General features: G+C 38.0%; 21 protein-coding genes. 8 read left to right on the top strand and 13 right to left on the bottom strand.

Features of this window, described 5'->3' with window-relative positions; all coding sequences use genetic code 11:
* Positions 1–10: 10 nt before the first annotated feature.
* From RMA94_RS12810 to RMA94_RS12790, 5 genes are read right to left on the bottom strand one after another with little or no spacing between them, the layout of a single operon-like run.
* On the bottom strand, positions 11–1,153 hold the full coding sequence (locus tag RMA94_RS12810) for an ABC transporter permease (protein WP_311083246.1): 1,143 nt from the start codon (positions 1,151–1,153) through the stop codon (positions 11–13).
* A 7-nt stretch (positions 1,154–1,160) separates the two neighbouring features.
* On the bottom strand, positions 1,161–2,099 hold the full coding sequence (locus RMA94_RS12805; RefSeq protein WP_005304778.1) for an ABC transporter permease: 939 nt from the start codon (positions 2,097–2,099) through the stop codon (positions 1,161–1,163).
* Positions 2,100–2,111: 12 nt separating this feature from the next.
* Complete coding sequence (locus RMA94_RS12800; RefSeq protein WP_311083243.1) at positions 2,112–4,145, bottom strand: M3 family metallopeptidase; 2,034 nt, start codon at positions 4,143–4,145, stop codon at positions 2,112–2,114.
* Positions 4,146–5,969: an ABC transporter substrate-binding protein gene (locus RMA94_RS12795; protein ID WP_311083241.1), complete on the bottom strand. Its 1,824-nt coding sequence runs from the start codon at positions 5,967–5,969 to the stop codon at positions 4,146–4,148.
* Positions 5,970–5,984: 15 nt separating this feature from the next.
* The gene (locus tag RMA94_RS12790) at positions 5,985–7,775 is read right to left on the bottom strand and encodes an ABC transporter substrate-binding protein (protein ID WP_311083239.1); all 1,791 of its coding nucleotides are present in this window, start codon (positions 7,773–7,775) and stop codon (positions 5,985–5,987) included.
* Between the two features lie 132 nt (positions 7,776–7,907).
* Here RMA94_RS12790 and RMA94_RS12785 point away from each other — a divergent pair, with 132 nt between their 5' ends.
* The 6 genes from RMA94_RS12785 to RMA94_RS12760 all read left to right on the top strand — a co-directional run bounded on the left by RMA94_RS12785 (position 7,908) and on the right by RMA94_RS12760 (position 13,836).
* Entirely contained in the window at positions 7,908–8,030 is a 123-nt protein-coding gene (locus RMA94_RS12785; protein WP_014206611.1) for a hypothetical protein, read from the top strand.
* 520 nt (positions 8,031–8,550) lie between these two features.
* Complete coding sequence (locus tag RMA94_RS12780; protein ID WP_205666258.1) at positions 8,551–11,220, top strand: TonB-dependent receptor; 2,670 nt, start codon at positions 8,551–8,553, stop codon at positions 11,218–11,220.
* 109 nt (positions 11,221–11,329) lie between these two features.
* Entirely contained in the window at positions 11,330–12,043 is a 714-nt protein-coding gene (locus tag RMA94_RS12775) for an energy transducer TonB (RefSeq protein WP_005069504.1), read from the top strand.
* Between the two features lie 40 nt (positions 12,044–12,083).
* A complete protein-coding gene (locus tag RMA94_RS12770; protein ID WP_075382891.1) occupies positions 12,084–12,965 on the top strand; it encodes a MotA/TolQ/ExbB proton channel family protein in 882 nt (293 codons plus the stop codon).
* Between the two features lie 15 nt (positions 12,966–12,980).
* Positions 12,981–13,403: a biopolymer transporter ExbD gene (locus RMA94_RS12765; protein ID WP_002118000.1), complete on the top strand. Its 423-nt coding sequence runs from the start codon at positions 12,981–12,983 to the stop codon at positions 13,401–13,403.
* 19 nt (positions 13,404–13,422) lie between these two features.
* Positions 13,423–13,836 carry a biopolymer transporter ExbD gene (locus RMA94_RS12760; RefSeq protein WP_002117898.1) on the top strand — a complete coding sequence of 138 codons (414 nt, stop codon included), beginning with the start codon at positions 13,423–13,425 and terminating at the stop codon, positions 13,834–13,836.
* 56 nt (positions 13,837–13,892) lie between these two features.
* Here RMA94_RS12760 and RMA94_RS12755 read toward each other — a convergent pair whose 3' ends face one another.
* From RMA94_RS12755 to RMA94_RS12740, 4 genes are all read right to left on the bottom strand, one after another.
* Positions 13,893–14,354, bottom strand: a complete 462-nt coding sequence (locus tag RMA94_RS12755) for a GNAT family N-acetyltransferase (protein WP_311083232.1) — start codon at positions 14,352–14,354, stop codon at positions 13,893–13,895.
* Between the two features lie 99 nt (positions 14,355–14,453).
* Complete coding sequence (locus RMA94_RS12750) at positions 14,454–16,619, bottom strand: malate synthase G (RefSeq protein WP_284086250.1); 2,166 nt, start codon at positions 16,617–16,619, stop codon at positions 14,454–14,456.
* Positions 16,620–16,987: 368 nt separating this feature from the next.
* Positions 16,988–18,130, bottom strand: a complete 1,143-nt coding sequence (gene zapE / locus RMA94_RS12745; protein ID WP_002117902.1) for a cell division protein ZapE — start codon at positions 18,128–18,130, stop codon at positions 16,988–16,990.
* A 77-nt stretch (positions 18,131–18,207) separates the two neighbouring features.
* The gene (locus RMA94_RS12740) at positions 18,208–19,230 is read right to left on the bottom strand and encodes a helix-turn-helix domain-containing protein (RefSeq protein ID WP_311083229.1); all 1,023 of its coding nucleotides are present in this window, start codon (positions 19,228–19,230) and stop codon (positions 18,208–18,210) included.
* Between the two features lie 121 nt (positions 19,231–19,351).
* Between RMA94_RS12740 and RMA94_RS12735 the strand changes: the two genes are divergently transcribed.
* Both RMA94_RS12735 and RMA94_RS12730 read left to right on the top strand, forming a co-directional pair.
* Entirely contained in the window at positions 19,352–20,899 is a 1,548-nt protein-coding gene (locus RMA94_RS12735) for an NAD(P)/FAD-dependent oxidoreductase (protein ID WP_311083228.1), read from the top strand.
* A 46-nt stretch (positions 20,900–20,945) separates the two neighbouring features.
* Positions 20,946–21,857, top strand: a complete 912-nt coding sequence (locus RMA94_RS12730) for a lysine exporter LysO family protein (RefSeq protein ID WP_060465733.1) — start codon at positions 20,946–20,948, stop codon at positions 21,855–21,857.
* Here the strand turns inward: RMA94_RS12730 and pyrF are convergent.
* From pyrF to rpsA, 4 genes are all read right to left on the bottom strand, one after another.
* Positions 21,854–22,552, bottom strand: coding sequence for an orotidine-5'-phosphate decarboxylase (gene pyrF / locus RMA94_RS12725; protein WP_025466022.1), 699 nt, complete (start codon positions 22,550–22,552; stop codon positions 21,854–21,856). The two genes, RMA94_RS12730 and pyrF, sit on opposite strands and share 4 nt — an antisense overlap.
* Positions 22,553–22,727: 175 nt before the next feature.
* Complete coding sequence (locus RMA94_RS12720) at positions 22,728–23,093, bottom strand: lipopolysaccharide assembly protein LapA domain-containing protein (RefSeq protein ID WP_002121360.1); 366 nt, start codon at positions 23,091–23,093, stop codon at positions 22,728–22,730.
* Positions 23,094–23,118: 25 nt separating this feature from the next.
* Entirely contained in the window at positions 23,119–23,421 is a 303-nt protein-coding gene (locus RMA94_RS12715) for an integration host factor subunit beta (RefSeq protein WP_002121337.1), read from the bottom strand.
* 156 nt (positions 23,422–23,577) lie between these two features.
* A complete protein-coding gene (gene rpsA / locus RMA94_RS12710; RefSeq protein WP_002121348.1) occupies positions 23,578–25,251 on the bottom strand; it encodes a 30S ribosomal protein S1 in 1,674 nt (557 codons plus the stop codon).
* Positions 25,252–25,357: the final 106 nt, after the last annotated feature.

The following is a 25,357-nucleotide window of genomic DNA, read 5'->3' as shown; positions in this document are numbered from 1 at the left end:
GGATTTCCTCTTATTTTAGTTTTGGATCTAATGCATCACGAAGTGCATCAGTAAACATTGAAAATGCCGTTACCAAAACAGCCATCGCGACAGAGGCTGCGACAAGCTGCCACCACTTACCTAAAAGAAGTTCACTTTGCGCTTCATTTAACATGCTACCCCAAGACACTACGCCTACTGGTACACCAAAACCTAAGAAACTCAAGATGACCTCAGATTTAATGAAAGACACCACCAAAATTGACATTTGGACCAAAGCGATATGGCTGACATTAGGGAAAATATGAATGAACATACGACGGAAGTGTCCAACGCCAATTGCTTTAGCAGCAAGAACGTACTCACGTGCAGTATGTTTCATATATTCAGCACGAATTAAACGATAAACACCCGTCCAGCCCGTTAAACCTAAAATCAGAACAATAGATAGAATGCCTTTTTGTTGAAGTACGGCAGCAATAGCAAGCACTAATAATAAATATGGAATTGAGGTAAAAATGTTATAAAACCAGTTGAGAATATCATCCACCCAACCACCAAAATACCCTGAAATTGCGCCTAAAAGTGTACCGATGCCTACTGCAAGTAAAGCAGATATCACTCCAACAATAATTGATGTTTCAGCACCTTTAATGGTCTTTTTAAGGACATCTTGTCCCCATTTGTCAGCTCCAAATATAAGTGTGCTTTTAAGTTCACTTTGCTGATCAAGTAAATGTCCCCCCAGTTGCTGATCAATTGCCTTCATATCATCAGCTAAAGGGTCAACTACACCATAATAATCAATTGCACTTCCCGCACTCTTTTCTTGTTTAATTTCAGCCTTGAGTTGGTGAATTACATCTTTTAAAGGATCAACTGGATTTATCGGTAACTCTTCTTCAATCGCTGCTGCATTTTGTCCAGCTTCTGTTATCTTGTCTGGCCCTATGAATGTGGGTGGCGCATAACTCACAGCAACTTCTTTATTCCAGTCAGATGCGATCACACCCGTCATTGATAGAACTAAGATAATAAAATAAAGCAATACAATCACTAGCGATGACATTGCAATTTTGTCGGCCCGAAGACGACGCATGGCAAGTTTCCACAGGCCAGATGAATGAGCTTCGGCTTTTGTTTGTTGTTTTCTTTTTGATAAAACGCTCAGCATAGCCCACCTACTTCAACTGTACACGTGGATCAACCACTTTGTAGACCAAATCGGCAATCAGGTTAAAAATCATAGTTGCAGCGGCGATGTAAACTGTAATTGCCTTAATAACAGGAAAATCACTCCGCTCAACTGCAATAATCACCTCTCGACCAATCCCGGGAATACCAAAAAAACGTTCAATTAAAAATGCGCCTATGAGCAATGCAGGTAAAGTTGACATCACATCGGTAATAATAGGAATTGAAGCGTTCCGCAGTACATGTACACCTAAAATTCGGCTTTCACCTACACCTTTGGCACGTGCTGTTCGAACATAGTCCTGATTAATTTCATCAAGCACAAAGCTACGATATAAACGTAAAGTCGGTGCAATACTCACCACCAGCATGATTAGAATCGGCAGTAAGGCAAACTTAAATAAATTATCAGTAAAGCTATCGCTCCAGCCTTGTACAGGGAACCAACTTAGCTGATACGCAAGAACATATTGAAAAACGATAATGTAAACTAAGATGCTGATCGACATGCCGATGGTACAGAGCATCATGACCATACGGTCGGTTAGAGAACCACGTACCGCTGCAACAGCCAATGCCAAAATAATTGAAATAACCGTCTGTAAAATAGTCAGTGGAATTAAAAGCGTGAGCGATGGTCCTAATCGGGTTAAAATAATTTGAGAAACAGGTTCGCCAGTACTCCAACTTGCACCATAGTCAAAAGTCAGTATTTGTTTAATGAAAATCCAGAGCTGAACGTAATAAGGCTGATCGACACCTAGCTGCTTACGAATGTTTTCAATCTGCTCAGGATTCGACATCTTACCCGCTAAAATATAAGCAGGATCGCCACCTACCCAGTTAAAAAGAATAAAAATAAGTAAGACTACCCCCAACATAGTTGGAATCATCTGCCATAAACGCCGAATAACATATGCCAGCATAGTGATAATTCCTTATTTAACCCGTTGTCCGGTAATTTCATTAAAGAACGCTTTGTTATCAGGTTCACGGCCAAGGAAATCTTTAACTAATTCAGCCGCTGGTTTCTGGCTACCTTGTGACAAAATGGTTTGACGGTAACGCTGTCCAACTTGCGGGTTATTAAGGTCGTCCCCATATGCAGAAAGCATGTCTAAAGCTAAAACCTCAGACCACATATAGCCGTAATAACCTGCTTGATACCCCCCCATCAAATGCCCAAACTGCCCAGGAAATTCTGTTGTTGGTACATAACCTAAGGCTGTAGCAGCTTCCATTTTTTGCCAATTTTCTAAAGGTTTTACCTTTAAGGCATCAGCAGTGTGCAGTGACATATCGTACTGTGCATAAAGAGTCTGACGCGCATAGCGCAAGCCACGACCATAGTTATGTACAGCTTTTAAACGGGCAATTAGTTCATCATCAACACGTGGACATGCTGGATCACAATAATCGGCCACTTTAGATAAAGTCTCTTTACGGCGTGCCCACTCTTCATACATTTGAGACGGCGCTTCTACAAAATCACGCTCTACGGATGTTCCTGACTGACTGGCATAACGTGTATTTGATAAAATGCCATGTAAGGCATGACCAAACTCATGAACAAAAGTTTCAAGCTCGTCACTGTTTAAACCTTTACGGTTAAAATTGGTGACCAAAGCCGAAATGGGCAATCGATTGGTTAAAGTGCTGCCACCGTATACTCCCCAAACGGCAGCATGGCCATATTTCCCTTCACGAGGAAATTTATCCATATATAAGCCGCCAAGAAGCTTTCCTGTTTTTTTGTCAACTACATCGTAATATTCAACTTCATCCTGCCATGCTTTAACTTTGACAGGTTTAAAATCAATGCCATAAAGGTCAGATGAAATGGCAAATAACCATTTTTGAGAAGCTAAAGTGGGAAAATAATCACGAAGTTTTTCCTGATCAATCTGATATTTATTCTTACGAAGTTTTTCACTCCAGTAAGCTTCACTCCAACGCGTTATCTCGGTTTTTTCTAACGGCGTTTTTAACGTTTGTGCTTTAAATTCACGGAGTTCTTCTACTTCTTTACGTTCAAGTGGTGCTACTGTTTTTTGAACTTCTGCTAAAAATTGATTTACAGCCTCAGGCGTTTTAGCCATACGGTCTTTTAAAACCCAATCTGCATAACTTGCTTTTCCAAATAACTGCGCAAGCTCATAACGCAAATCAATTGCTTGTTTAAGTAGTTTTAAATTTTGCTCAGTACCACGTCGAGTAAAGGCAATTTGATATCTTTTCCGAGCATCATCATTATCTGCCAACTCCATAAAAGGACGATATTCAGGATATTCAAACCCTAATAAATAATTGCCTTTAGCATTTTTCTTTAATGCTGAAATATAACTTTGAGGTAAGCCTTTCATCTCTTCAGGGGTAAACTCAAGTTTCTCCGGATTATCACGGACGTTACGGGCATATTCTTGCTCAAGTTTGGTCAACTCATCCAGAATGGCCTTCATTCGTGCACGCTTTACCGGTTCAAGTTGAACACCTGTGTCTTCAAACTGATCTAGAATATCTTGGCGGTATTTTTGGTCAATTGGGTCTGTTGCTTGTGTATTTTTAATTAAGTTATATAGCTTTGGGTTCTGAAATATATCAGTGTGAAACTGATTAATTTTGATTTCACAGTCTTCAGCTGCCTTACGTAACTTTGCATCTGGGTCTACATTACTATATAGACTTATCGGACCTGAGAAATCTTCAAAATGCGCAAAAATTTTATCCCATTTTGCCAATATAGGTGCCGCTGCTGCATTATCTTTAACAGGCGTTTTTTCAAAAATAGTAATCTGTTGTTGAATCTTTTTTAAATTAGCATCACACCATGCTGGGAGCTGTTGTGCTTTAAGTAATGGCAAAGTAGGACGGGTTGTCTCTGCCGTTGCAAACTGACTTATACCTATGGCCAACATACATAAAGTTGTCATTTTCAGTGCATTATTTTTCATCATATCTCCAATTTTTTTCATTTAATGATTAGATTTAGTATGTGTATCGATATCAAAATACATCCACTCAGCATGTAAAATTGGATGCTTTTTATACCCAATGATTTGTGGTTGAGCCAGCATATTTCGGTAGCGTGCATAAGAGACCTGAACAGGCATATACACTTCTAATAAACGTGTCATTTTTCGATAAAGCGCATCTCTCTCAGGACCTGCTTGCATTTGTTGTGTCTGACGATATAACTGATCAAACTCTGGTGTCGAACCACAAGACCAGTTCGTCATATGCGTATTGGGTCCATAAAAATTCTGCATAAAATTATCCCCATCTGGATAATCTGCTATCCATGCAGAAGAACCAAACATACCTTCACATTGTTTTTGCGCTCGAATGAGGTCTGCAAAAAGCATGGGTTTAAAGACCATGCGAATATTTAAACTATCAAAGTTCTTTTTCCAAAGCTCAGCGCTTTGCTGACCAATACTGTCACTGCGCGCCATATATTCAATGACGAGAGGCTTACCGTCTGGTTGTGTACGCCAACCTGAAGCATCTTTTTTATAGTGATATCGATCTAATAGTAAATTTGCTGCTTTCACGGAATATGGCGTACTGGTTCTATACTGTGGATCGTTACCCACTACCCCTGGTGGAACTGGAAAATCTAAACGCTGAGCATCATCATTTCTTACTAATTTAATTTCTTGATCTATTGAACGAGACATGGCTATTGCACGGCGCAAAGCAACCTTTTCTTTACTCATTCCACCAACAACCGGATTTTTAAGGTTCCAATAGATATAGCTAATTTCAGGATCAACAATACGAGATAGCTGCACACCTTCTTTAGCAAGTTCAGGTCTTAATTTACCGTCTTTAATTGCTTTTGCGACCAGTTGGCCTTCAAGCTGAAATATATCAACCTCACCACGCTGAAATGCTAGCCACCGCGATTGGTTTTCTTCCATTACCTGAATATCAATTGTGCCGATTTGAGGCATTTTTTTACCTTTAAGTCGCTTCACAATTGCCTGATCTTCAGAGCTGCTGGCATTAAAGTTCCAAGTAAAGCCGCGATAATCAGGATTCGCTTTTAAAACAATACGCGATGCTGGTACCCACTTGCTCAGTACATAAGGACCTGTACCTACAGGATGGCCCATTACATAACCAGCTTTATCTTTATACTTTTCGATGACTTCACGTGCCACCGCACCTGTCGGATCATGGGCCAGTAATAAAGGAAAGTTATAGTCTGGCTTAACTAAACGAATCACCAAAGTGTATTTATCAGGTGTTTGTAAACCACTTACCTTTTGGTCATAGTTAAATTTTCCGGATTTATTAGCTGCTTTGACTAACGCATCCATACCTTCAATTTTGTTTTCTAATAACCAGCTATTTGGAGAGTGCAGATTCGGGTCCAATAAACGCTTAAAAGAGTACGCATAATCATTGGCTGTTAATTCTCTAGGTTTGCCTTTAAAAACAGGGTCTGGCGTAAAATAAATTCCCTTTTTAATGTGAATGGTATAGGTCAGACCATCGGCACTGACTTCTGGCATAGCGGTTGCTATTTGCGGAATAAGCTTTGCCGGCCTTGCTAAATAATCATAGGTATATAAAGTTTCAAATATCGATGTGGTTACATGCGCCGAATATAAATCATGGATATAAGCCGGGTCGAAACCTGTCTCAGCTGTTGGAAATACATAACGTAAAACTTTATTCGGATCGGCTGGGCTTTTCGCAGAAATACTTGTAGATCCCGTTAAGGCCATACTAGCGAATAGCAAGCTGATACTACAGTGCTTGAGCTTTTGTTTTAAATTTTCAGTCATCATGATCTTTATCTAAAATTATTTTTTAATAGGAGTAATATCAAGATATTGCCAGTTTGTATTCATCATAGGATGGGGTTTAAAACCCTGAACTTGTGGCCGTACTAACCAGTTACGAATTCGAGTTACATGAACAATCCATGGGTTATCAGCTTCAATCTGGCGATTGAGCTTTTCATAATATGGTAGACGTTGTTGCGGTGGTAAATGAATGGCCTGAGTATAAAGAGCGTCATATGTTTTAGACTGATAACAAGCATGGTTTCCCTGACCAGCATTTGGTCCATAAAGCAACTGTGCAAAATTATCTCCTTCAGGATAGTCAGCAATCCATGCCCCACTCCAAATCATATATTTACATTGAGTTGCGGCTTTTAAGTTATCTGCAAAATTACTCACTTTAAAGTCAGCTCGAATGCCAATCGCATCTAAATTCTTTTTCCAGAGTTCGGAGTGGATAACTGAGGCCGAGCTATTTTCTGTATTAATTTTTAAAATTAAAGGTTTCCCATTTGGCAAATTTCGATAGCCATCAGCCCCCTTTTTATAACCATAATAATCAAGTAATTTATTTGCTAGCAGCGGGTTGTATCCTACGCTACTTTTATATTTCGGATTATAGCCATTCACACCTTCAGGTATAAACATTTCAGCCCGAACAGCTTGTCCTTTATAAGCCTGTTTTATACTTTCTTTTTGGTTATAAGACAAAGTAATTGCTCTACGAAGAGCGATCTTTTCTGGGCTAAAACCACCAATGACAGGATCACGCATGTTCATCATGGTATAGGTAATTTCAGGTTCCTTATATGGGAAGTGTTTAATTCCTCTCTTCTTAAAAGAAGCTTTAAGCTGATTTCCATCTAAAGCTTGAGGAACAGCATCTGCTGTAAGTTTGTCAAAATCTAATTGACCCGACTGAAAAGCTAACCATCTTGACTGTTGTTCCTCAATAATACTAACCACCACCTTTCCAATTTGTGGCATTTTCTTACCGCTCATTTCTTTAACAAGCTGGTTATCCCAAGGTGTTCCTGTCGACTTAAAGTTCCAGACGAAACCACGATAATCAGGATTGGCAACTAACTCGACCTTACTTCTTGGTACATACTTACTTAACATGTAAGGGCCTGTACCTACGGGATGCATACCAATACGATCACCGTAATAGTCAATAACCTCTTTAGCAACTCCGCCAAAAGTAATATAGGCAAGAATATAAGGGAAATTATAGTCTTGGCGAGTTAAGGTAAATTGTAAAGTATATCGATCAAGTGCTTTGACTCCTGCAATTGGAGCAGCATAATCAAATTTTCCAGTTTTCTTTGCTTGGGCTACAACCGCATCGGCACCTAGTAACTTACCATCAATGAATGAAACAGACGGTGCTCTATTTTTAGGATCTAGAATCCGTTTAATTGTATAGACGTAGTCTTCGGCTACTAGCTCACGGCGTTTACCTTTAAAAGCGGGATCATTGGTAAAATAGATACCTGGCTTAATTTTAAAAGTATAAACTTTACCGTCTTGTTCCACTTTAGGCAGACTCTCTACTGTATAGGGAGCTAACTGTAATGGACGTGCCAGATAGTCATATTTGAGTAAAGGCTCAAAAATTGCCTCAGCAATATTAGCACTATAGAAATTGGTGGTTTTAACCATATCGAAGCCATCATCTGGAGCTTCATAGGCAACATGCAAAATTTTGTTTGGTTGTGCTGGTATAATTGCGTAAGCACAAGGAACTGATGTAATAGCCAGACTTAAAATGGCGAGCTTAAAAAATTTTAATTTCAAGTTCATACCCACGTAATTAGTTTTTTTAAAAGATATTATCCTTTTGAGTAACATCTAAATCTGCATAAGAAAAGTTCTTTTTCAACAGATAAGCCTATTTGGGTTTAATTCTTTACTTTTCTATAAGCGTTTTTATTTGAACAAATGGAAAAACAAAGTCAAAAAACCCAATCTTTTGTAACTACTGAAAATAAAGCGAATTTCATGCCATTTATTAATATTCATCACAAAATAATTAATAATATTAGAAATTCATATTTTTATTAGGTACTTAAAATGGTTTGAACTATATAAATAAAAGTAACTTTTTGCCAAATATTATATTTGCATATGTTAATCATCTAATACCTTAAATGCACAAATAAAATACATTAATGACACATTATGATTCATATTGAGACAAGCCAAATTAACAAATAATTATAAAGTAAGTAATTGATTTAAAGTAAAAAACACAAAAAAACTCGACATTACAAATAGTATAACATTACATATAGAAAGGTTCTAAAACGATACATTTTTATTTATTAAGCATGTGAAGAGTCCAGTAATGTATATTTTTTATACAAAAAAATTTGAAACTTTTGGCCAGCGTTAAAAAATTTTCCAAACGGAAAATTTATTTTTGTTTAATAAAAGATGAACCTTCGTGCTGAACCATAATAAAATCAATATATATCAATATTTTGCATAAACTAAAAAAAGAAAAATATATAGTTGGCACTTGCTTTGCTTAAAAACTTTCCAGCAATATCGCTAACGACAACAAAAAGGGATCAAATCCACGATGAAAAAAAAATACAATGTTCGATCTCAGGCAACCCCCAAGATCAGCAAAACAATTCTTAAATTAAGCACCCTTAGTTTAAGTATGATGTGTCTTACCCTGGCACAGGCAGCAGAAACTGAACAATCAAGTACTGATGAAAAACCAACAAAAGTCGTAAAAGTTGCCGTTACAGGTTCTTCAATCAAAGGAGTTGCGGCACAAAGTGCTTCACCCATTACCATCGTAAAAGTTGATGAAATCTTAAAACAAGGGGTAACAACAACTGAAGAGGCTTTGGCAAAGATCAGCGCAAACCAGTCTAATTTTGTTACTGCCAGCAACGTAGGTACAAGTAAAACAGCTGGCTCGGCAGCAAATCTTAGAGCCTTGGGTGCCAATAAGACACTTGTTTTACTTAATGGCCGTCGATTAGCTGCAAATGCATATGACAGTGGCGTTACCAACTTAAATATTATTCCACTCGCAATGTTAGACCGTATTGAGGTTTTACGAGATGGCGCCTCTTCCATTTATGGGACTGATGCAATTGGCGGGGTAATTAACTTCATTACCAAAAAGCAGTTTACAGGACTTAATCTGACTGCCGGCTATCAAAAACCAGAACAAAAAGGCGGCGAGCAGCAAGACTACAGCATTTTTGGCGGTTTTGGTGATTTAGACGAAAATGGCTATAACGTTTTTGGTGTTGTGGACTATCGCAAAGGCGATGATGTCATGGCCAAAGACCGTAAAGTTAGTCGGCGTGGAGGGATATTACCCGAATTAGGTGTCAATAGAACCAGTAGTGGTTCATTCCCTGCCAATGTCCCAGGTTTAGGTAACCCTTACGCATCCACTGGTTGTGGTAATAATCCTCTTAATAGTAACGATGATGGAACTTGTCGATACAACAGCCAAGCTGTGATTGGAATTGTTCCAAAGACAGAAGACATCTCAGCTATGGGCCGAGCTACTTTTAAATTAAATGATAATTTTAACGCGATTGCAGAATATTTATATGCAAGAAGTGAAGTCACTACTTCAGTTGCACCAGATGTTTTTTTTGATCTGACGCTTGACCCTAGTAGTAAATATTATCCAGGTAAAGGTATCACCCCAGCTTTAGCAGGCGCTACGGGAACTATCCCTCTATATCTACGTTCACAATCGGGTAATCGTGTAAGTAATAGTATTAACCAGTCACATAGAATATTTGCTGGTATTGAGGGTGAAACTCATGGTTGGGACATTAACTCCGGTGTTACCTATGCACATAGTAGTGCATCGGATGCTCTCGTAAGTGGCTACTTAAATTATGATAAAACTCAAGAAGCTTTAAACAATGGTATTTTAAATCCATTCGGACCACAAAACCCTGAGGATGCCAATGCTTGGAATGAGTTAGGAGTTGAAGGTAAATATTTAAAAGCTAATCTAAATGCGACTACTGTCGATTTCACTGCAAGTAGACCTATATTTAAATTACCAGCAGGAGACGTGGCTTTTGCAGTTGGGGCAAGCTATCGCTATGAAGATTGGACTTCAAAAGTTATGGCTGATATTGCCCGTGTAGCTCCAAGTGCAGGTAGCGATCCAGATGAGCCAGAAAATACTGGCGATCGTAATATTAAATCGGTATTTACTGAATTTCATATCCCCCTTCATAAAACTTTAGAAGCTCAAATCGCTGCTCGTTATGATGACTACAATGATTTCGGAGATACGTTTAATCCAAAATTTGCACTTCGTTGGGAACCTATTAAACAGTTAATGTTCCGTACAACTTATAGTACAGGTTTCAGAGCCCCAACACTTTGGGAGGTGAATGGTCCAAATTCGATAACTAATACAGGTGCATCATATGATGATCCAGTACTTTGCACAGGTGGCGAAGTACAACCAGGAGGAAAAAAAGAACGCGATTGTAATATGCAATTCGACAGACAAAATGGAGGTAATAAAACTCTAGATCCAGAAGAATCAAAGTCTTTTACAGCTGGCTTAGTGTTTGAACCAATTAAAAATTTAGCGTTTACTCTCGATTACTTCAATATTGAAGTCGACAAGCAAATTGCTACACTTTCGGAAACTGCTATTTTTAATGACCCTGTGAAATATGCAGACAAATTTGTACGTAATCCTGATGGTTCATTAGATTATATTATTACAACACAACAAAATTTAGGTGGAATTAAAACTTCAGGTTTCGACGTCGGTTTAAGTTGGGTTTCTCCAATGACTGCTACCGGTCGCTTTGGTTTCAATATTGATGGTACATATATAACAGATTACAAATATCAAGCCGAACCAAATGGTGAGTGGATAGGTGTTGCTGGATCATATAGTGGCTTAGACTATCAATCCATTATTCTGCGATGGAAACATACTGCAAACCTAAATTGGAATTATGAAAACTGGGCTTTAAACCTACAACAAAACTTCTCTCGAGGGTACCAAGATCAAAATTCTAACGACCAAAACCATAGAGTCAGTGACTATACAACCTATAATATTTCAGGCACATACAAAGGCTTTAAAAATCTAGAAGTTACGGCGGGCATTAAGAATATCTTTGATGAAGACCCTCCTGCTTCTAATGTAATTGATAACTTCCAAATGGGATATGACCCACGTTACGCAGATCCTTTAGGACGTACTTACTTTGTACGAGGTACATATAAGTTCTAAATGGTTGTTCTGCAAATATAACTCTCAACGGTTAGTTTGCAGAACAAATACTCATTCTTAGCCAAACAGTCATTTTAAAAATTGTTTGTCTACAGTTTCAGGAGTAACTATGGGCATGACTTTTACAGACATAGAAAATAAATCTGCCAAACGCCTAATTGGTATTGCTGCAGTTATTTTTCTGCATCTTCTTGTTGCCTATATTCTGATGTCAGGTTTAGCAAACAATATTCAAAAACCAGCAGAAAAACCTGTGGAATTACAAATTATTCAGGATATTAAGCCGCCTCCTCCACCAAAGCCGGAAGAGCCGAAACCAAAGGAAAAACCGCCTGAGCCACCAAAAATGGTAGAAAAAGTTGCCAAGGTTCCTGAGCCGCCTAAACAAGTAGAGAAAGTAGCAACACCGGTACAAAAAACGACACCAGTGGCTCAACCGACTAAAGCGGCTACCCCAGCTCCTGCGGCACCTAGTACCCCATCTCCAAGCCCTGTTGCCGCACCTGCTCCAGTGGCTGCTGCGCCGGCACCAAAACCAGCTGGTGTAAGTCGTGGTGTTTCAGAGGGTTCTGCTGGCTGTGAAAAACCAGAATATCCACGAGAAGCACTTATGAATGAAGAACAAGGTACGGTGCGCATACGTGTTTTAGTTGATACTTCCGGCAAGGTTATTGATGCCAAAGTAAAAAAATCGAGTGGCAGCAAAATTTTAGATAAAGCGGCAACTAAAGCTTACAGCTTATGTACGTTCAAACCAGCAATGAAAGATGGTGTACCTCAGCAAGATTGGTATGAAATTGAATATCCATTTGTAATTGAATAAACAATTGAATTAGCAAGAAATTAAAAAATATTGGAGATATATGATGAAAAAATCAACTCAACCTTTAGTTCGTTTCGCTTCTGCAAGTCTAATCGCAGCTTGCTCGTTACTTCCATTAAGCTCAGTTTTCGCAGAAGAAACAAGCAATACTCCTGTGGCCACAGCAACTACTGAAGCTACATCAAGTACAAATACTCCAACTCCACCACCGAAACCCGCAACGAGTGAAACTGTTAAAAACCCTTATGGCCTAGAAGCCCTTTGGCGCGAAGGTGATTTAGTTGCTAAGTCTACCTTATTTATATTAGTACTCATGTCGATTGGAACTTGGTACATCATCATCTCTAAACTATTGCAACAAGGTAAAGTCAAACGCCAAGGCAAAGAAGCTGAAAAACATTTCTGGGAAGCCACTTCCCTTGATAATGCTGCAGAAGGTTTAGAACAAAGTAGCGCTTATCGCTTTATTGCAGAAAAAGGCATTAATTCAACTAAATCACATGGCGGTTCTTTACTTGAACGAATCGATTTTAATACATGGGTGAGCATTTCAATTCAACGCGCAATTGAGAAAATACAAAATCATTTAGGCGGTGGTTTAGCCTTTTTAGCAACAGTAGGTTCTACTGCACCATTTGTTGGTCTTTTTGGTACTGTATGGGGAATTTATCACGCATTAACAGCCATCGGTATCTCAGGTCAAGCATCTATCGATAAAGTTGCAGGCCCCGTTGGTGAAGCTCTGATTATGACAGCGATTGGTCTTGCAGTCGCAGTACCTGCTGTACTTGGTTATAACTGGCTTACACGTCGTAATAAAGCAGTTATGGAAAATGTCCGTTCATTTGGTTCAGATTTACACGCGGTTTTATTAAGTGGAGAAATTAATACCAATAATTCAGTTAATCGCAGTATTAAATAATCGGGAGCAAACATTATGGGTATGAGTGTTGGTTCTGAAGATGATGATGAAATGATTGGCACAATTAACACGACACCTTTGGTTGATGTCATGTTGGTTTTACTTATTATTTTTCTTATTACTATTCCGGTAGTCACACATACAGTTCCAGTGAAACTACCAGAAGAAAAAAATACTCCCTATGCAACCACGCCTGAAAATATTCAACTCTCAGTAAATAAGAAAGGCGATATTTTCTGGAACGAAAGTTATGTGCCTAGTAAAGAGATATTGCTGGCAAAACTTCAAGCAGTTGCACAAAAAAGACCTCAGCCAGAAGTTCATATTCGGGGTGATCAGCTTACCCATTTTGAAGCGATAGATCAGGTCATTAGTACGACCAAAGAAGCTGGTATTGGCAAAATTGCTTTTGTTACTACCCCTCCAGCCTCCCCGTAATTAACTTAAGGAGAATTTTATGGGTATGAATGTCGGTTCAAATAATGATGACGATGTGATGTTAGAAGTCAACATGACACCTCTTATTGATGTCATGCTGGTACTCATTATTATGTTTATTATTACTATACCTGCACCAAACAACGCGATTAATATTAATTTGCCAAATGGCACACCGCCACCAACAAATGAAAAGCCACCTGAAGTCATTGATGTAAGAATTGATGCGGTAGGCAAAGTATTTTGGAATAACCAAGAGGTTTCTGACCGAAAGGCGCTAGAGACTTTATTTCAAGGTGTTGTTGCTAAAAAAGATCAAGACCAGATCAAACTCAAACCAGACCAGATGGCTGAATATAAGAATGTAGCGATGGTCATGGCTACTGCACAACGTTTAGGTGTCACTAAAATTGGAATTGTGAGCAGTAACTAATATTGCTTTTCAATATATTTAACTCTATTAACTCCTGCGCTAACTTGAATCTTCAGTTAGCGTTTTTTTTGAAGCGAAATATTCAACTCTAAAATAATATCTCCACACTCATCATATTCTCCAGTTTCTTGAAAGCCCTGTCTTTTATAAAGTTTTCCAGCAATGTTATTAGAAGATTTATACATCGTTCGAATTCGTTTAGCTCCTTTTGCAGCCATTTCCTCAATTGCCATTTGCAATGCCTTGGTACCATAACCTTTGGCTTGATGATCTTTGCCAATCATAAAACGAAACAACCAAAATAATGTCTCATCAGGTGGGTCAACTTCGACACAGTACATTAAGAATCCAATGACTCTATCATTTGAACAAATCACTCGTGGACAGTAATGTTCTTCCACTTTAGACTCAGCAATAGAATATACATTTGGTGCAACATAGTCCTTTTGATATTCATCCAACGACAGCTTTGCACCTAGAATCCAATTCTCACGATCAAGATCTTTTAGACTAATCAAATTCAAAACCTTTTAGCTATAAATTCCCTTCCTATAAGCACAAAATATACCGAAAATAAAAAAAGCCTCCGAAGAGGCTTTTTTCAAAACAGGATGAAATTAATCACCTGTATAACCTTTTAACTTCAAACGAGCAGCATGAAGTAACGGCTCAGTGTAACCAGAAGGCTGTTCACAACCTTTGAAGATAAGGTCAGAAGCTGCTTGGAAAGCAATATTTGTTTCAAAGTTAGCTGCCATTGGTTTATACAATGGGTCATTTGCATTTTGCTCATCAACAATTTTTGCCATACGTTTAAGCACGTCTTCAACTTGTTCACGAGTCACAATACCGTGACGTAACCAGTTAGCAACGTGTTGAGAAGAAATACGTAATGTTGCACGGTCTTCCATTAAGCCCACGTTGTTAATATCAGGAACTTTCGAACAACCTACACCTAAGTCAACCCAACGAACAACATAACCTAAGATACCTTGGCAGTTATTTTCAAGTTCATTGTTAATCTCTTCCGCTGACCAATTTGTATCAGGTGCAAATGGAGGTGTTAATAGGTCATCTAATGACAACATTTCTTCAGCTTTTAACTGATCTTGACGTGCTTTTACATTTACTTGATGGTAATGCATCGCGTGAAGAACAGCACCAGTTGGAGATGGAACCCAAGCACATGAAGCACCCGCATTTGGATGTGCAGCTTTAGTTGCTAACATATCTTTCATGCTATCTGGTTTTGGCCACATGCCTTTACCAATCTGTGCTTTACCTTGTAAACCACATTTCAAGCCAATCGCAACGTTACGGTTTTCGTAAGCAGCAATCCATTTTTGTGTTTTAACCGCTTCTTTACGAACAACAGGTGCAGCTTCCATAGAAGTATGGATTTCATCACCCGTACGGTCCATAAAGCCAGTATTAATAAAGATCGTACGGTCTTTAGCAGCAGCAATACAGTTTTTCAAGTTTACAGATGTACGGCGCTCTTCATCCATAATACCGATTTTTAACGATTTAGGTGGTAATCCAATCGCCTGTTCAGCACGTTCAAATAACTCTACAGCAAACGCAACTTCTTCAGGACCATGCATTTTTGGCTTAACAATATACATAGAACCTTTACGAGAGTTTTTATTTTCGTTTGTACTACGGATATCAGCAATTGATAACAATGGAGTTACCAATGCATCCATAATACCTTCGAAAATTTCTTCACCATCTACCAAAATAGCTGGGTTAGTCATTAAGTGACCTACGTTACGAAGTAACATAAGTGAACGACCATGAAGTTTTGTTGTACCACCAATTAAGTTTTTAATTTCGCGATCTTTATTTAGATCACGAACAATCGTTTTACCATTCTTTTCAATAGATTCTTGAAGTGTACCCTTCATTAAACCTAACCAATTACGGTAACCTTCAACTTTTTCTTCTGCATCGACAGCCGCAACAGAGTCTTCCAAATCTTGAATTGTGGTTACTGCCGCTTCAAATGTTAAATCTTTAACACCCGCTGGATCAGTTTGTCCAATTGGGCTATTTGCATCAATTTCGATAATGACATGAAGACCATTACTTAAAAGTACAACTTCTGAAGGATTTGCTTCTTCACCATTGAAACCAACAAACTGAGCTTCATGAGCTAAACCTGTTTTTGAACCATCTTTCAAAGTTACAACGAGTTTATTTTGCTCAATTGCATATTTTGTTGCATCTGCATGTGAACCTTGAGCAAGCGGGAAAACTTCATTTAAGAAATTCTTAGCGAACTCAATAACTTTTGCACCACGAACAGGATTATATCCTTTACCCTTTTCAGCTCCGCCTTCTTCAGAAATTACATCGAAGCCATAAAGTGCATCATATAAAGAACCCCAACGGGCATTTGCTGCATTTAAGCAATAACGTGCATTACGTACAGGTACAACTAACTGTGGTCCTGCCAACAACGCAATTTCTTCATCTACATTTTCAGTAGTAATTTGAAAATCTTCAACTTCTGGTAATAAATAACCAATTTCAGTTAAGAACGCTTTATAAGCACCTAATTCAAATTTGTTGTTACGGTGCCATTCATCAATTTTTGCTTGTAATTCATCACGCTTAGCCAATAATGCTTTATTTTTTGGGCTAAGATCGACAACAACTTGCTCAAAGTTCTTCCAGTAAGTTTCACTATCTAAACCAGAACCTGGTAAAGCTTCATTTTCGATAAAATCGTAAAGTTCTTTAGCAATCGCTAACTTGCCTTTTTGAATACGTGCAGTCATTGTCTTTCCTGAAGTTGCTACTTTTTATACCAAGAGAATCCTAGTATACCGATTTAAATTAAGCTGAATACTAATATCACATTCCTAAATAGTAAGCATTTTCCCTTGCAAAACTATTGACAAAGATAAATTTTTCTATAAAGGAAATATTAAAATTCTAACTAGGATTCCCATCAATTTATTCAATATTTAAAGATACTGAAACTAGACTTTTTGTTAACAGACAAAAAGTTTCACTATCTTGTTTTTCTAAAGCGTATTTAGTTATATCAAACTTTGCTGCGTGAAAAAGCACTATTTAACTAAATTTATCTATTTTTGTTGTAAAAAAAGCGCTCAATCTAGAGCGCTTTTCATATCTATTTTACTTAAGAGGTTTTTGTAGCATCAATATGTCGGTGTTCAGAATGTAAATATTCATCAGACTGCATTTCTAGCAAACGTGAACGCGTACGTTCAATCTCAAATGCTAACTTTTCACCTTGATAAATATCAATAATACTATCTTGAGACGTTAAAAGTAATTTCACACCTCGATCGTAAAACTCATCGACTAGATAAATAAAGCGACGAGTACCTTCAGATAAGAAATCTGTCAAATGAGGAACATTACTCACTAGAACCGTATTATAGATATTCGCAATTTCAATAAAATCGGCTGGGCTACGTGGTTTAAAGCAGAGTTCAGAAAACTCACACCACAACACATCTTCTGTATGTCCTAGAGTCTCGACAACACGATTATTAATCACAATCGGCTCTTGAGAATGAGCTTGTGTATGAGTTAATGCACTAAAACGTTCAGCCATCCAGCTTTGAGCTTCATTCGTTAATGGCGATTTAAATAATTGAGCTTGTTTTAGTACACGCAAACGATAGTCCACACCTGCATCTACATTTAAAACAGCACAGTTCTTTTTAACCATTTCAATGGTTGGCAAGAAACGATCACGGTGAATACCGTTTTTATATAAGCCATCTGGTGCAATGTTTGATGTTGCAATTAATGTCACACCACGCACAAATAATTTTTGGAATAAATCGCTTAAGATCATTGCATCTGTTACGTTTGATACAAAGAACTCATCAAAACAGATAACAACAGCATCTTTATAGATTTGGTCAGCTACGATTTCAAGTGGATTACGTTGGCCTGAAAGCTTATTTAGCTCTTTATGAACATGTTGCATGAAATGATGAAAATGCATACGCGTTTTACGGCGAAATGGCACAGATTCATAAAATTGATCCATTAGCCAAGTTTTTCCACGGCCTACTCCGCCCCACATATATACACCTTTAGGTGAAGTTTGGCGACGGAAACGACGGAAAGCTTTTTTTGAGGCTTTATAACGGTTTAAAAGTTCTTTCCATACGCGATCTAATTCTTGCACTGCCTGTGCTTGCGCTTCATCTGCCATAAATTGACCTGAAGCTAAAGCCTCAGCATAGCGTTCTGCTGGGGAAGAAGGTGTGAATGCAGTACTATGAGAAGATTTTAAATTTAACATATCGTTTTATTTCAATTTTAACTGATGAGAGTATAGCGAACATTTTGTTCAACCACATTAGCTTTTAGCATCAAGAGTTACGACGATGACTCTTTTGCATATTGTCGAGGACTCTGTCCAAACCATCGTTTAAATGCATGATTAAATGCCGCCGGTTCAGAATAGCCGAGTAATTCAGCAACAACTTCTATTGAGTATTCCCTATATTCCATAAGCTTCAATGCCTTATTCTTGATAATTTGTTCACGAATTTGCTTATAACTCGTATTTAGCTGTTGCAGTTGATGCCTTAATGTCCTTTCAGGCATTTTCAATGCAAAAGCTGTTTCCGCCATGCTCGGGATAATTCCTTGTTGCAGTTCAAGATAATCTTGCACACATTGTATGATATGTGGAGTTTGATGATCTTGTTGATTTAATCTTGTTATATCTGCAATACATTTTGATTCATAAATACGATGTGTGATGATATCGGCAGAAGGAATCTTGATTTCAAGTACATCCTTACTTAGGCTAAATGCCGCATATTTACCATTAAAATGCACATCTTCGCCATAATATGCAAAATAGTGTGACAAAGTATCTATATCAGCAGGCTTTTCAAATGGGAGTTCTATACGCATCGTAGGCATTTGTAATCCCATCATCGTATAAATATCTTGGATAAACTTATAAGTTCCAGAGACTTCACATTGTGCCCGTAACTGACCAATTTCCGTTTTTAAATCAACAGGCAAATAATTTAAAATGGTCCGCTCATCAGTTTCATATAAAGCTAAGCTACCAAATAAGTGCGTAAGCTTTTGATATTTTATACCTTTATTTAAAGCAGTTTGAATATCATTACTTGTGACAAGTAGCATAAGCAATGGGCCGTAACCGGCTAAAGCATAATGCTGTCCAATAAATAAACCCTTTTCAGGCTCAACATTTTTACTAATAATTTGTTGAATGTCCCATTCAAGGCGATCATGAATTGTAGAACTCGGGTCTAAAGCATCTACTTTAATACCTATATCGGCCAAACGTGAGTCGACATCAATGCCAGCATTGCGCATTCCTTGAATTAAATAGATTAAACCAAGTATCGACCGTTTCATTCTTCTATCAATTTCCCTAGACTGAAATGTTTTACTATAAAGAAGCAAGAAAATTAATTGCCGAATCTATCAATTTTCACGTCGATACAATCATGTTTAAACTGATTAAAAAACGTTAGTCTTGCGTGCAATCCTCTTTTCAGCTTATGCAGGGTTTCCAATGCTAAACACAAAGCAAGATGCTATTCAAAAGACTAAAATCGCTATTATTGGTGCTGGCTTTGGTGGCCTAGCAATGGCAATCCGTTTACTACAAAATCAACAGCAAGACTTTGTTATTTTAGAAAAATCAAACGATGTCGGTGGAACTTGGCGAGAAAATCGTTATCCAGGTGCAGCATGTGATGTTCAATCTCACATGTATTCATTGTCTTTTGCACCAAAAACAGATTGGACAAAACGCTATGCTGAGGGACCAGAGATCTTTAATTATATTCAAGACATTACACAAAAATATAAAATTAAAGATTACTGTAAATTTAACCATGACGTAACTCATGTCCAATATGATGAAACAGGTCATGTGTGGACTCTATACTTTAAGAACCAACCTTCAATAAAAGCGCAATTTGTAGTTTTTGCATCTGGCCCCCTACACATCCCACAAATTCCTCCTATCAAAGGGATTGAAAAATTTAAAGGAAAAGTGTTTCATTCCTCACAATGGGAACATGACTATGACTTAAACGGAAAGTCAGTCGCATCTATTGGCACAGGTGGTAGCGCAATTCAATATATTCCTGAAATAGCCAAAGATGTTAAACAGCTCTATGTATTTCAAAGAACAGCTGCATGGGTAATACCACGCGATGAGCGCAAATATTCAAGCTTAAGTAAAGCATTATTCAAATCTTCTAATATTTATCGCCAGCTTCATCGTAGTCGCCTTTACTGGAGTAATGAATCTCGCGTTGTGCCCATTGTTCAACCTCAAATCATGAAGTATGGCCAAAAATTGGCAGAAGCATTCATCCGTTTTCAAGTTAAGGATAAAGAGTTAGCAAAAAAACTCACACCTGACTTCGTCATGGGATGTAAACGTATTCTTATCTCGAATAAATACTTTCCTACCTTTAACCGAAAAAATGTTGAGCTAGTAACTGATAGTATTCAAGAGATCAAAGAAAATAGTATTGTTACTAAAGATGGTCGAGAACGACCTATTGATTGTCTAATTTACGGTACAGGTTTTATTACTGACCCACGTATTTATTTAAAACATTTCACATGTATCGGACGTAATCAAATCGAGTTAAAACAAGCATGGAAAGATGGTGCTGAAAGCTATTACGGCATTATGACTAAAAACTTTCCCAATCTATTCCAACTGGTAGGCCCTAATACAGTTCTAGGTCATAATTCGATTATTTTTATGATTGAATCTCAAGTGAATTACATTTTACAGCTTATTCAGTTAGTAGAAGAGTCTGGTCAAAGAGCAATTGAGATCAAGCCTGAAATTCAAGACGCCTTTAATGAACGTGTCCAAAAGCAGCTGCAAGCAACCGTATGGCAAGCTGGTGGCTGTAGTAGTTGGTATCAATCTGCCGATGGTAGAAACTTTTCACTATGGCCAACTTACACATGGAAGTATTGGTTAGAAACACGCAAAGTTAAGCCCAAAGACTACTTACTTTTAAATAAAAGCTCACAAAGCTATGCAGCTTAAAATGTTCAAGACATAATAGGTAGATTGATAACAATCTATCTATTATATGCAATCTTTTTATCTCATCATTCAAATTTTTTTAGCACTGGCTTTCGGTTATTTCCTAGCACCCAAACTATCTCTAAATATCCGACAATTTATATTTAAAATACTGCCCTATTTTTCTTATATTCTTTTAGCTAGTGTAGCTTTTGAATTAACTTTGGCACTTGATCAAATCGAGAATCCTTCTGCCATACTCCCACCCGCTATTATTATTGCTCTTACCACGTCTTTTGGTTCGTTCTTTACGTGTTTATTTGCTTATACAATTTTTGATAAACAAAGTGTTAAAGGCAAAATTTCCCTACAACTTTTTGTAAATGCTTTAAAGAATATTGCGAAGGCTTTTCTTGCACTAGGTGTCGGTGTTTTATTCGGCGCGATCATTACTCAATACACCTCACATATCGCATTTAATAGCTGGTATTTGTTATTATTTTTTATTTTTTTAATTGGTATCGAACTTGCCTTCACCCACTTTAACCGTACATGGTTAAGCTGGAAAATTTTAATTGTACCCTTAGCTGCTTTTATAGGGTCATGTATAGCGGGCTTTGTGAATTACTATTTACTTCACAAGCATTTTACACTTAATGAAACTTTAGCTTTAGCACAAGGCTATGGCTGGTATTCAATGTCGGGGATTTTATTTACGCAATTACATTCAGCAGAGTTGGGTGGAATCGCCTTATTAACTGACTTATTTAGAGAAATTGTTGCTATTTTTCTAATGTATACCATGGGTTGGCGTTTTCCACGCCCTGCTATCTCAAGTGCTGGTGCAACCTCAATGGATGTTACCTTAGCAATGGTAAAACAGTCATGTGGCACACATTATGTACCACATGCCATGATGAGCGGCTTATTATTAAGCCTACTCGCCCCGTTATTAATTACCTTATTCCTAAATTTTTAGGCAATCGAAGCAAGAATAGATTTCAACATTTCTGTTGGCTTTTCTGCTTTAGTAATCGGTCGACCAATTACCAGATGCGTAGAGCCATCAAGCATAGCTTGCTTTGGAGTTACAATACGTTTTTGGTCGTCTGCATTAGAACCTTCTGGACGAATACCAGGTGTTACTAAAGAGAAGTCTTGCCCAATTAATTCACGAAGAATCTTAGCTTCTTGAGCTGAACAAACCACTCCATCCAAGCCACTTTCTTTCGTTAAATTAGCCAAGCGCTTTACATGCTCTACTGGCTCAACATCTAAACCAATATCTTTTAAATCTTCACGACCCATTGATGTGAGTACTGTCACAGCAATAAGTTGGGTTTGATAGTTACCCGCTTTTAAACGCTCCACACAGGTTTCCATCATTTTACGGCCACCTGAAGCGTGAACATTTACCATCCATACACCTAAATCAGCCGCTGCACATACTGCTTGAGCTGTAGTGTTTGGAATATCATGAAATTTAAGATCAAGAAAAACTTCAAAATTTTGTTCTTGCAGTTTTTTTACAACAGATGGGCCTTCATGAGTAAAAAGCTCTTTACCCACTTTTACACGACATAAAGCAGGATCAAGCTGTTCAACAATTTTTAAAGCGTCATATTGGCTTTTTGCATCTAACGCAACAATGATACTCAAGAGACTTTCTTCCATCATATAAAATCAGCGTTATTATAATAGACAACTCATGAAGGAATAAAGGAATGTAGAGAGCTGCTTTCCAAAATTAAAGCGATAAGAAAAAGCATTTATATTAAGAAGAATAAAAGAAGAGATAAAATTTAGAGAGATACTACTCTTTACTCATTAATAAAGAGTAGTACGCGGATTATAGCGGAGTAGAATTTTTATCTTGCGGATAAATATCTACAACGGTTTTTTCATGTCTTACATTTGCAGCTGCTTCAGCCGCTGCTAATTGAGCACTTTGGATTTGTTCTTTTCTTAAATGGTCAATATCTTTACGCAGGCGTTTAATTTCCCAACCTTTTTGGAATACTCTGAAAACCTGTACACCAAGTAAAAGACCGACCACTGTTCCTAGTACTAATGTGAGTAGCAATAATAAGCCTAAACGCATAGCTGGAACTTGGGTAAATAACAAATCAACAGAAAGTTCTGTTGGATTCTGCAAAACAAGTGCTAAAGAATAGCCAAATACAACAATAAGCAATGCAATTAAAATATAACGCATAGGCACCCCGACTTATAAATTTTATTTATTTCCCAGATTCGTTTACAGCATCACGAAGGGCTTTTCCGGGTTTGAAATGTGGAACAGCTTTAGCTGCAACTTCAACTGATTTTCCTGTTTTAGGATTGCGACCAACTCTTGGATCACGGTGGTGTAAAGCAAAGCTACCAAAACCACGGATTTCAATTCGATTATCAGTTGATAGTGCTTCTATCATTTGATCAATCATAATTTTAACCGCCTCTTCCACCAAAGGTTCAGCTAAGTGTGGGTTTTTTAGCGCAATGCGTTCAATCAAATCAGACTTATTAAGAGCTTCAGTAGTCATCTACGACCTCGTTATTTATTGCTACTCTATGTCGTTCGATAATAACCTGTTTAAATACAAAACGGTAGCGCAGTATGTTGAATACTAGGCTACCGTTTACAGTAATTTGTATAAAAAGTACAATTCCGTTACATGAAACTGTACTTTGTTAACTTATTACTTCATTTGTGCTTTGATCAAGTCACCAATAGTCTTAGGACCATTGTCTTGACTTGTAGTTGCTGTACGCAAGCTAGCAACTGCTTCTTTCTCTTCAGCTTCGTCTTTCGCTTTGATAGACAAGTTGATAGAGCGAGATTTACGATCAACGTTGATGATCTTCGCTTCAACTTCTTGACCAACTTCTAAGAATTTAGTCGCATCTTCTACGCGGTCACGGTTGATTTCAGAAGCTTTAAGAGTTGCTTCAACTTCGTCAGCTAACTTAACAGTTGCGCCACGAGCATCAACTGCAGTTACAGTACCTTTAACTAAAGCACCACGTTCGTTAGCAGCTAAGAAGTCATTGAACGGATCGCTGTTCAATTGCTTGATACCAAGGCTGATACGGTTACCTTCAGCGTCTACAGACAAGATAACAGCTTCAACAGTGTCACCTTTCTTGTAACGACGAATAGCTTCTTCACCTTGCTCGTTCCAAGAAATATCAGACAAGTGTACTAAACCGTCGATACCACCGTTCAAGCCAATGAAGATACCAAAGTCAGTGATAGACTTGATAGTACCAGATACTTTTTCGCCTTTCTCATGAGCTTTAGCAAACTCTTCCCATGGGTTAGCACGAGTTTGTTTGATACCAAGGCTAATACGACGACGTTCTTCATCAACTTCAAGAACCATAACATCAACTTCATCACCAATCTGAACAACTTTAGATGGGTGGATGTTTTTGTTAGTGTGGTCCATTTCAGAAACGTGAACTAAACCTTCAACGCCTTCAGCGATTTCAGCGAAACAACCGTAGTCAGTTAAGTTAGTTACGCGAGCTTTAACGATAGAACCTTTAGGGTAACGGCTCATGATCGCTAACCATGGATCTTCGCCTAATTGTTTAAGGCCTAAAGATACGCGGTTACGTTCACGGTCAAATTTAAGTACTTTAACAGTAACTTCTTGACCAACTTCAACAACTTCTGAAGGGTGCTTGATACGCTTCCAAGCCATATCTGTGATATGTAGAAGACCATCAATACCGCCAAGATCAACGAATGCACCGTAATCAGTAAGGTTTTTGATTGTACCTGTAACTGTTTGACCTTCTTCAAGTTGAGCAAGTAATGCTTCACGGTCAGCAGAAGATTCAGCTTCCATAACAGCACGACGAGATACAACAACGTTATTACGTTTAGCATCAAGTTTGATTACTTTGAACTCTAACTCTTTACCTTCAAGGTGAGTAGTGTCACGGATAGGACGAGTGTCAACTAATGAACCTGGTAAGAATGCACGAACAGGACCGATGTCAACAGTGAAACCGCCTTTAACTTTACCAGAGATAACACCAGTAACGATTTCGCCATCTTCAAAGATTTTTTCAAGTTTAGTCCAAGTTTCAGCACGCTTAGCTTTTTCACGTGATAAAACTGTTTGACCCATACCGTTGTCAAGAGCTTCAACAACTACGTCAACAGTATCACCAACCTGAACTTCAAGTTCACGTTGTTCATTTAAAAATTCAGCACGGTCAACAATGCCTTCAGACTTTAGGCCAGTGTCAACAGTTACCCAGTCGCTATCGATGTTTACAACAACACCTTGGATGACTGCACCCTTTTCAACGTTGAGGTTTAATTCACTTTCTTCAAAGAGGGCTGCAAAAGATTCGGTCATGATATACCTGATAAATTCAGCGGTCTTGGATCAGACAAGGCCGGTTTAGTTAAGTATCAACATAGTCTTTATAGACTGATCAAGCTATGCTTCAACTGATAATTCT

Origin of the sequence: Acinetobacter sp. V115_6, from assembly GCF_031799025.1 — a bacterium.
In the GTDB taxonomy this organism is placed as follows: Bacteria; Pseudomonadota; Gammaproteobacteria; order Pseudomonadales; family Moraxellaceae; genus Acinetobacter; species Acinetobacter pittii.
The sequence above is the reverse complement of the archived record's forward strand: the minus strand, read 5'-3'. Positions and strand labels throughout refer to the sequence as shown.

Excerpts from the sequence above, each read along its gene's own strand:
- RMA94_RS12760 (WP_002117898.1), top strand. The coding sequence starts at position 13,423 with ATGGGTATGAATGTCGGTTCAAATAATGATGACGATGTGATGTTAGAA.
- RMA94_RS12765 (WP_002118000.1), top strand. The coding sequence starts at position 12,981 with ATGGGTATGAGTGTTGGTTCTGAAGATGATGATGAAATGATTGGCACA.
- RMA94_RS12795 (WP_311083241.1), bottom strand. The coding sequence starts at position 5,969 with ATGATGACTGAAAATTTAAAACAAAAGCTCAAGCACTGTAGTATCAGC.
- RMA94_RS12805 (WP_005304778.1), bottom strand. The coding sequence starts at position 2,099 with ATGCTGGCATATGTTATTCGGCGTTTATGGCAGATGATTCCAACTATG.
- RMA94_RS12720 (WP_002121360.1), bottom strand. The coding sequence starts at position 23,093 with ATGCGTTATATTTTAATTGCATTGCTTATTGTTGTATTTGGCTATTCT.
- RMA94_RS12715 (WP_002121337.1), bottom strand. The coding sequence starts at position 23,421 with ATGACTACTGAAGCTCTTAATAAGTCTGATTTGATTGAACGCATTGCG.
- rpsA (WP_002121348.1), bottom strand. The coding sequence starts at position 25,251 with ATGACCGAATCTTTTGCAGCCCTCTTTGAAGAAAGTGAATTAAACCTC.
- zapE (WP_002117902.1), bottom strand. The coding sequence starts at position 18,130 with ATGTTAAATTTAAAATCTTCTCATAGTACTGCATTCACACCTTCTTCC.
- RMA94_RS12730 (WP_060465733.1), top strand. The coding sequence starts at position 20,946 with ATGCAATCTTTTTATCTCATCATTCAAATTTTTTTAGCACTGGCTTTC.
- RMA94_RS12750 (WP_284086250.1), bottom strand. The coding sequence starts at position 16,619 with ATGACTGCACGTATTCAAAAAGGCAAGTTAGCGATTGCTAAAGAACTT.
- pyrF (WP_025466022.1), bottom strand. The coding sequence starts at position 22,552 with ATGGAAGAAAGTCTCTTGAGTATCATTGTTGCGTTAGATGCAAAAAGC.
- RMA94_RS12800 (WP_311083243.1), bottom strand. The coding sequence starts at position 4,145 with ATGAAAAAAATTGGAGATATGATGAAAAATAATGCACTGAAAATGACA.
- RMA94_RS12785 (WP_014206611.1), top strand. The coding sequence starts at position 7,908 with ATGGAAAAACAAAGTCAAAAAACCCAATCTTTTGTAACTACTGAAAAT.
- RMA94_RS12740 (WP_311083229.1), bottom strand. The coding sequence starts at position 19,230 with ATGAAACGGTCGATACTTGGTTTAATCTATTTAATTCAAGGAATGCGC.
- RMA94_RS12770 (WP_075382891.1), top strand. The coding sequence starts at position 12,084 with ATGATGAAAAAATCAACTCAACCTTTAGTTCGTTTCGCTTCTGCAAGT.
- RMA94_RS12775 (WP_005069504.1), top strand. The coding sequence starts at position 11,330 with ATGGGCATGACTTTTACAGACATAGAAAATAAATCTGCCAAACGCCTA.
- RMA94_RS12780 (WP_205666258.1), top strand. The coding sequence starts at position 8,551 with ATGAAAAAAAAATACAATGTTCGATCTCAGGCAACCCCCAAGATCAGC.
- RMA94_RS12810 (WP_311083246.1), bottom strand. The coding sequence starts at position 1,153 with ATGCTGAGCGTTTTATCAAAAAGAAAACAACAAACAAAAGCCGAAGCT.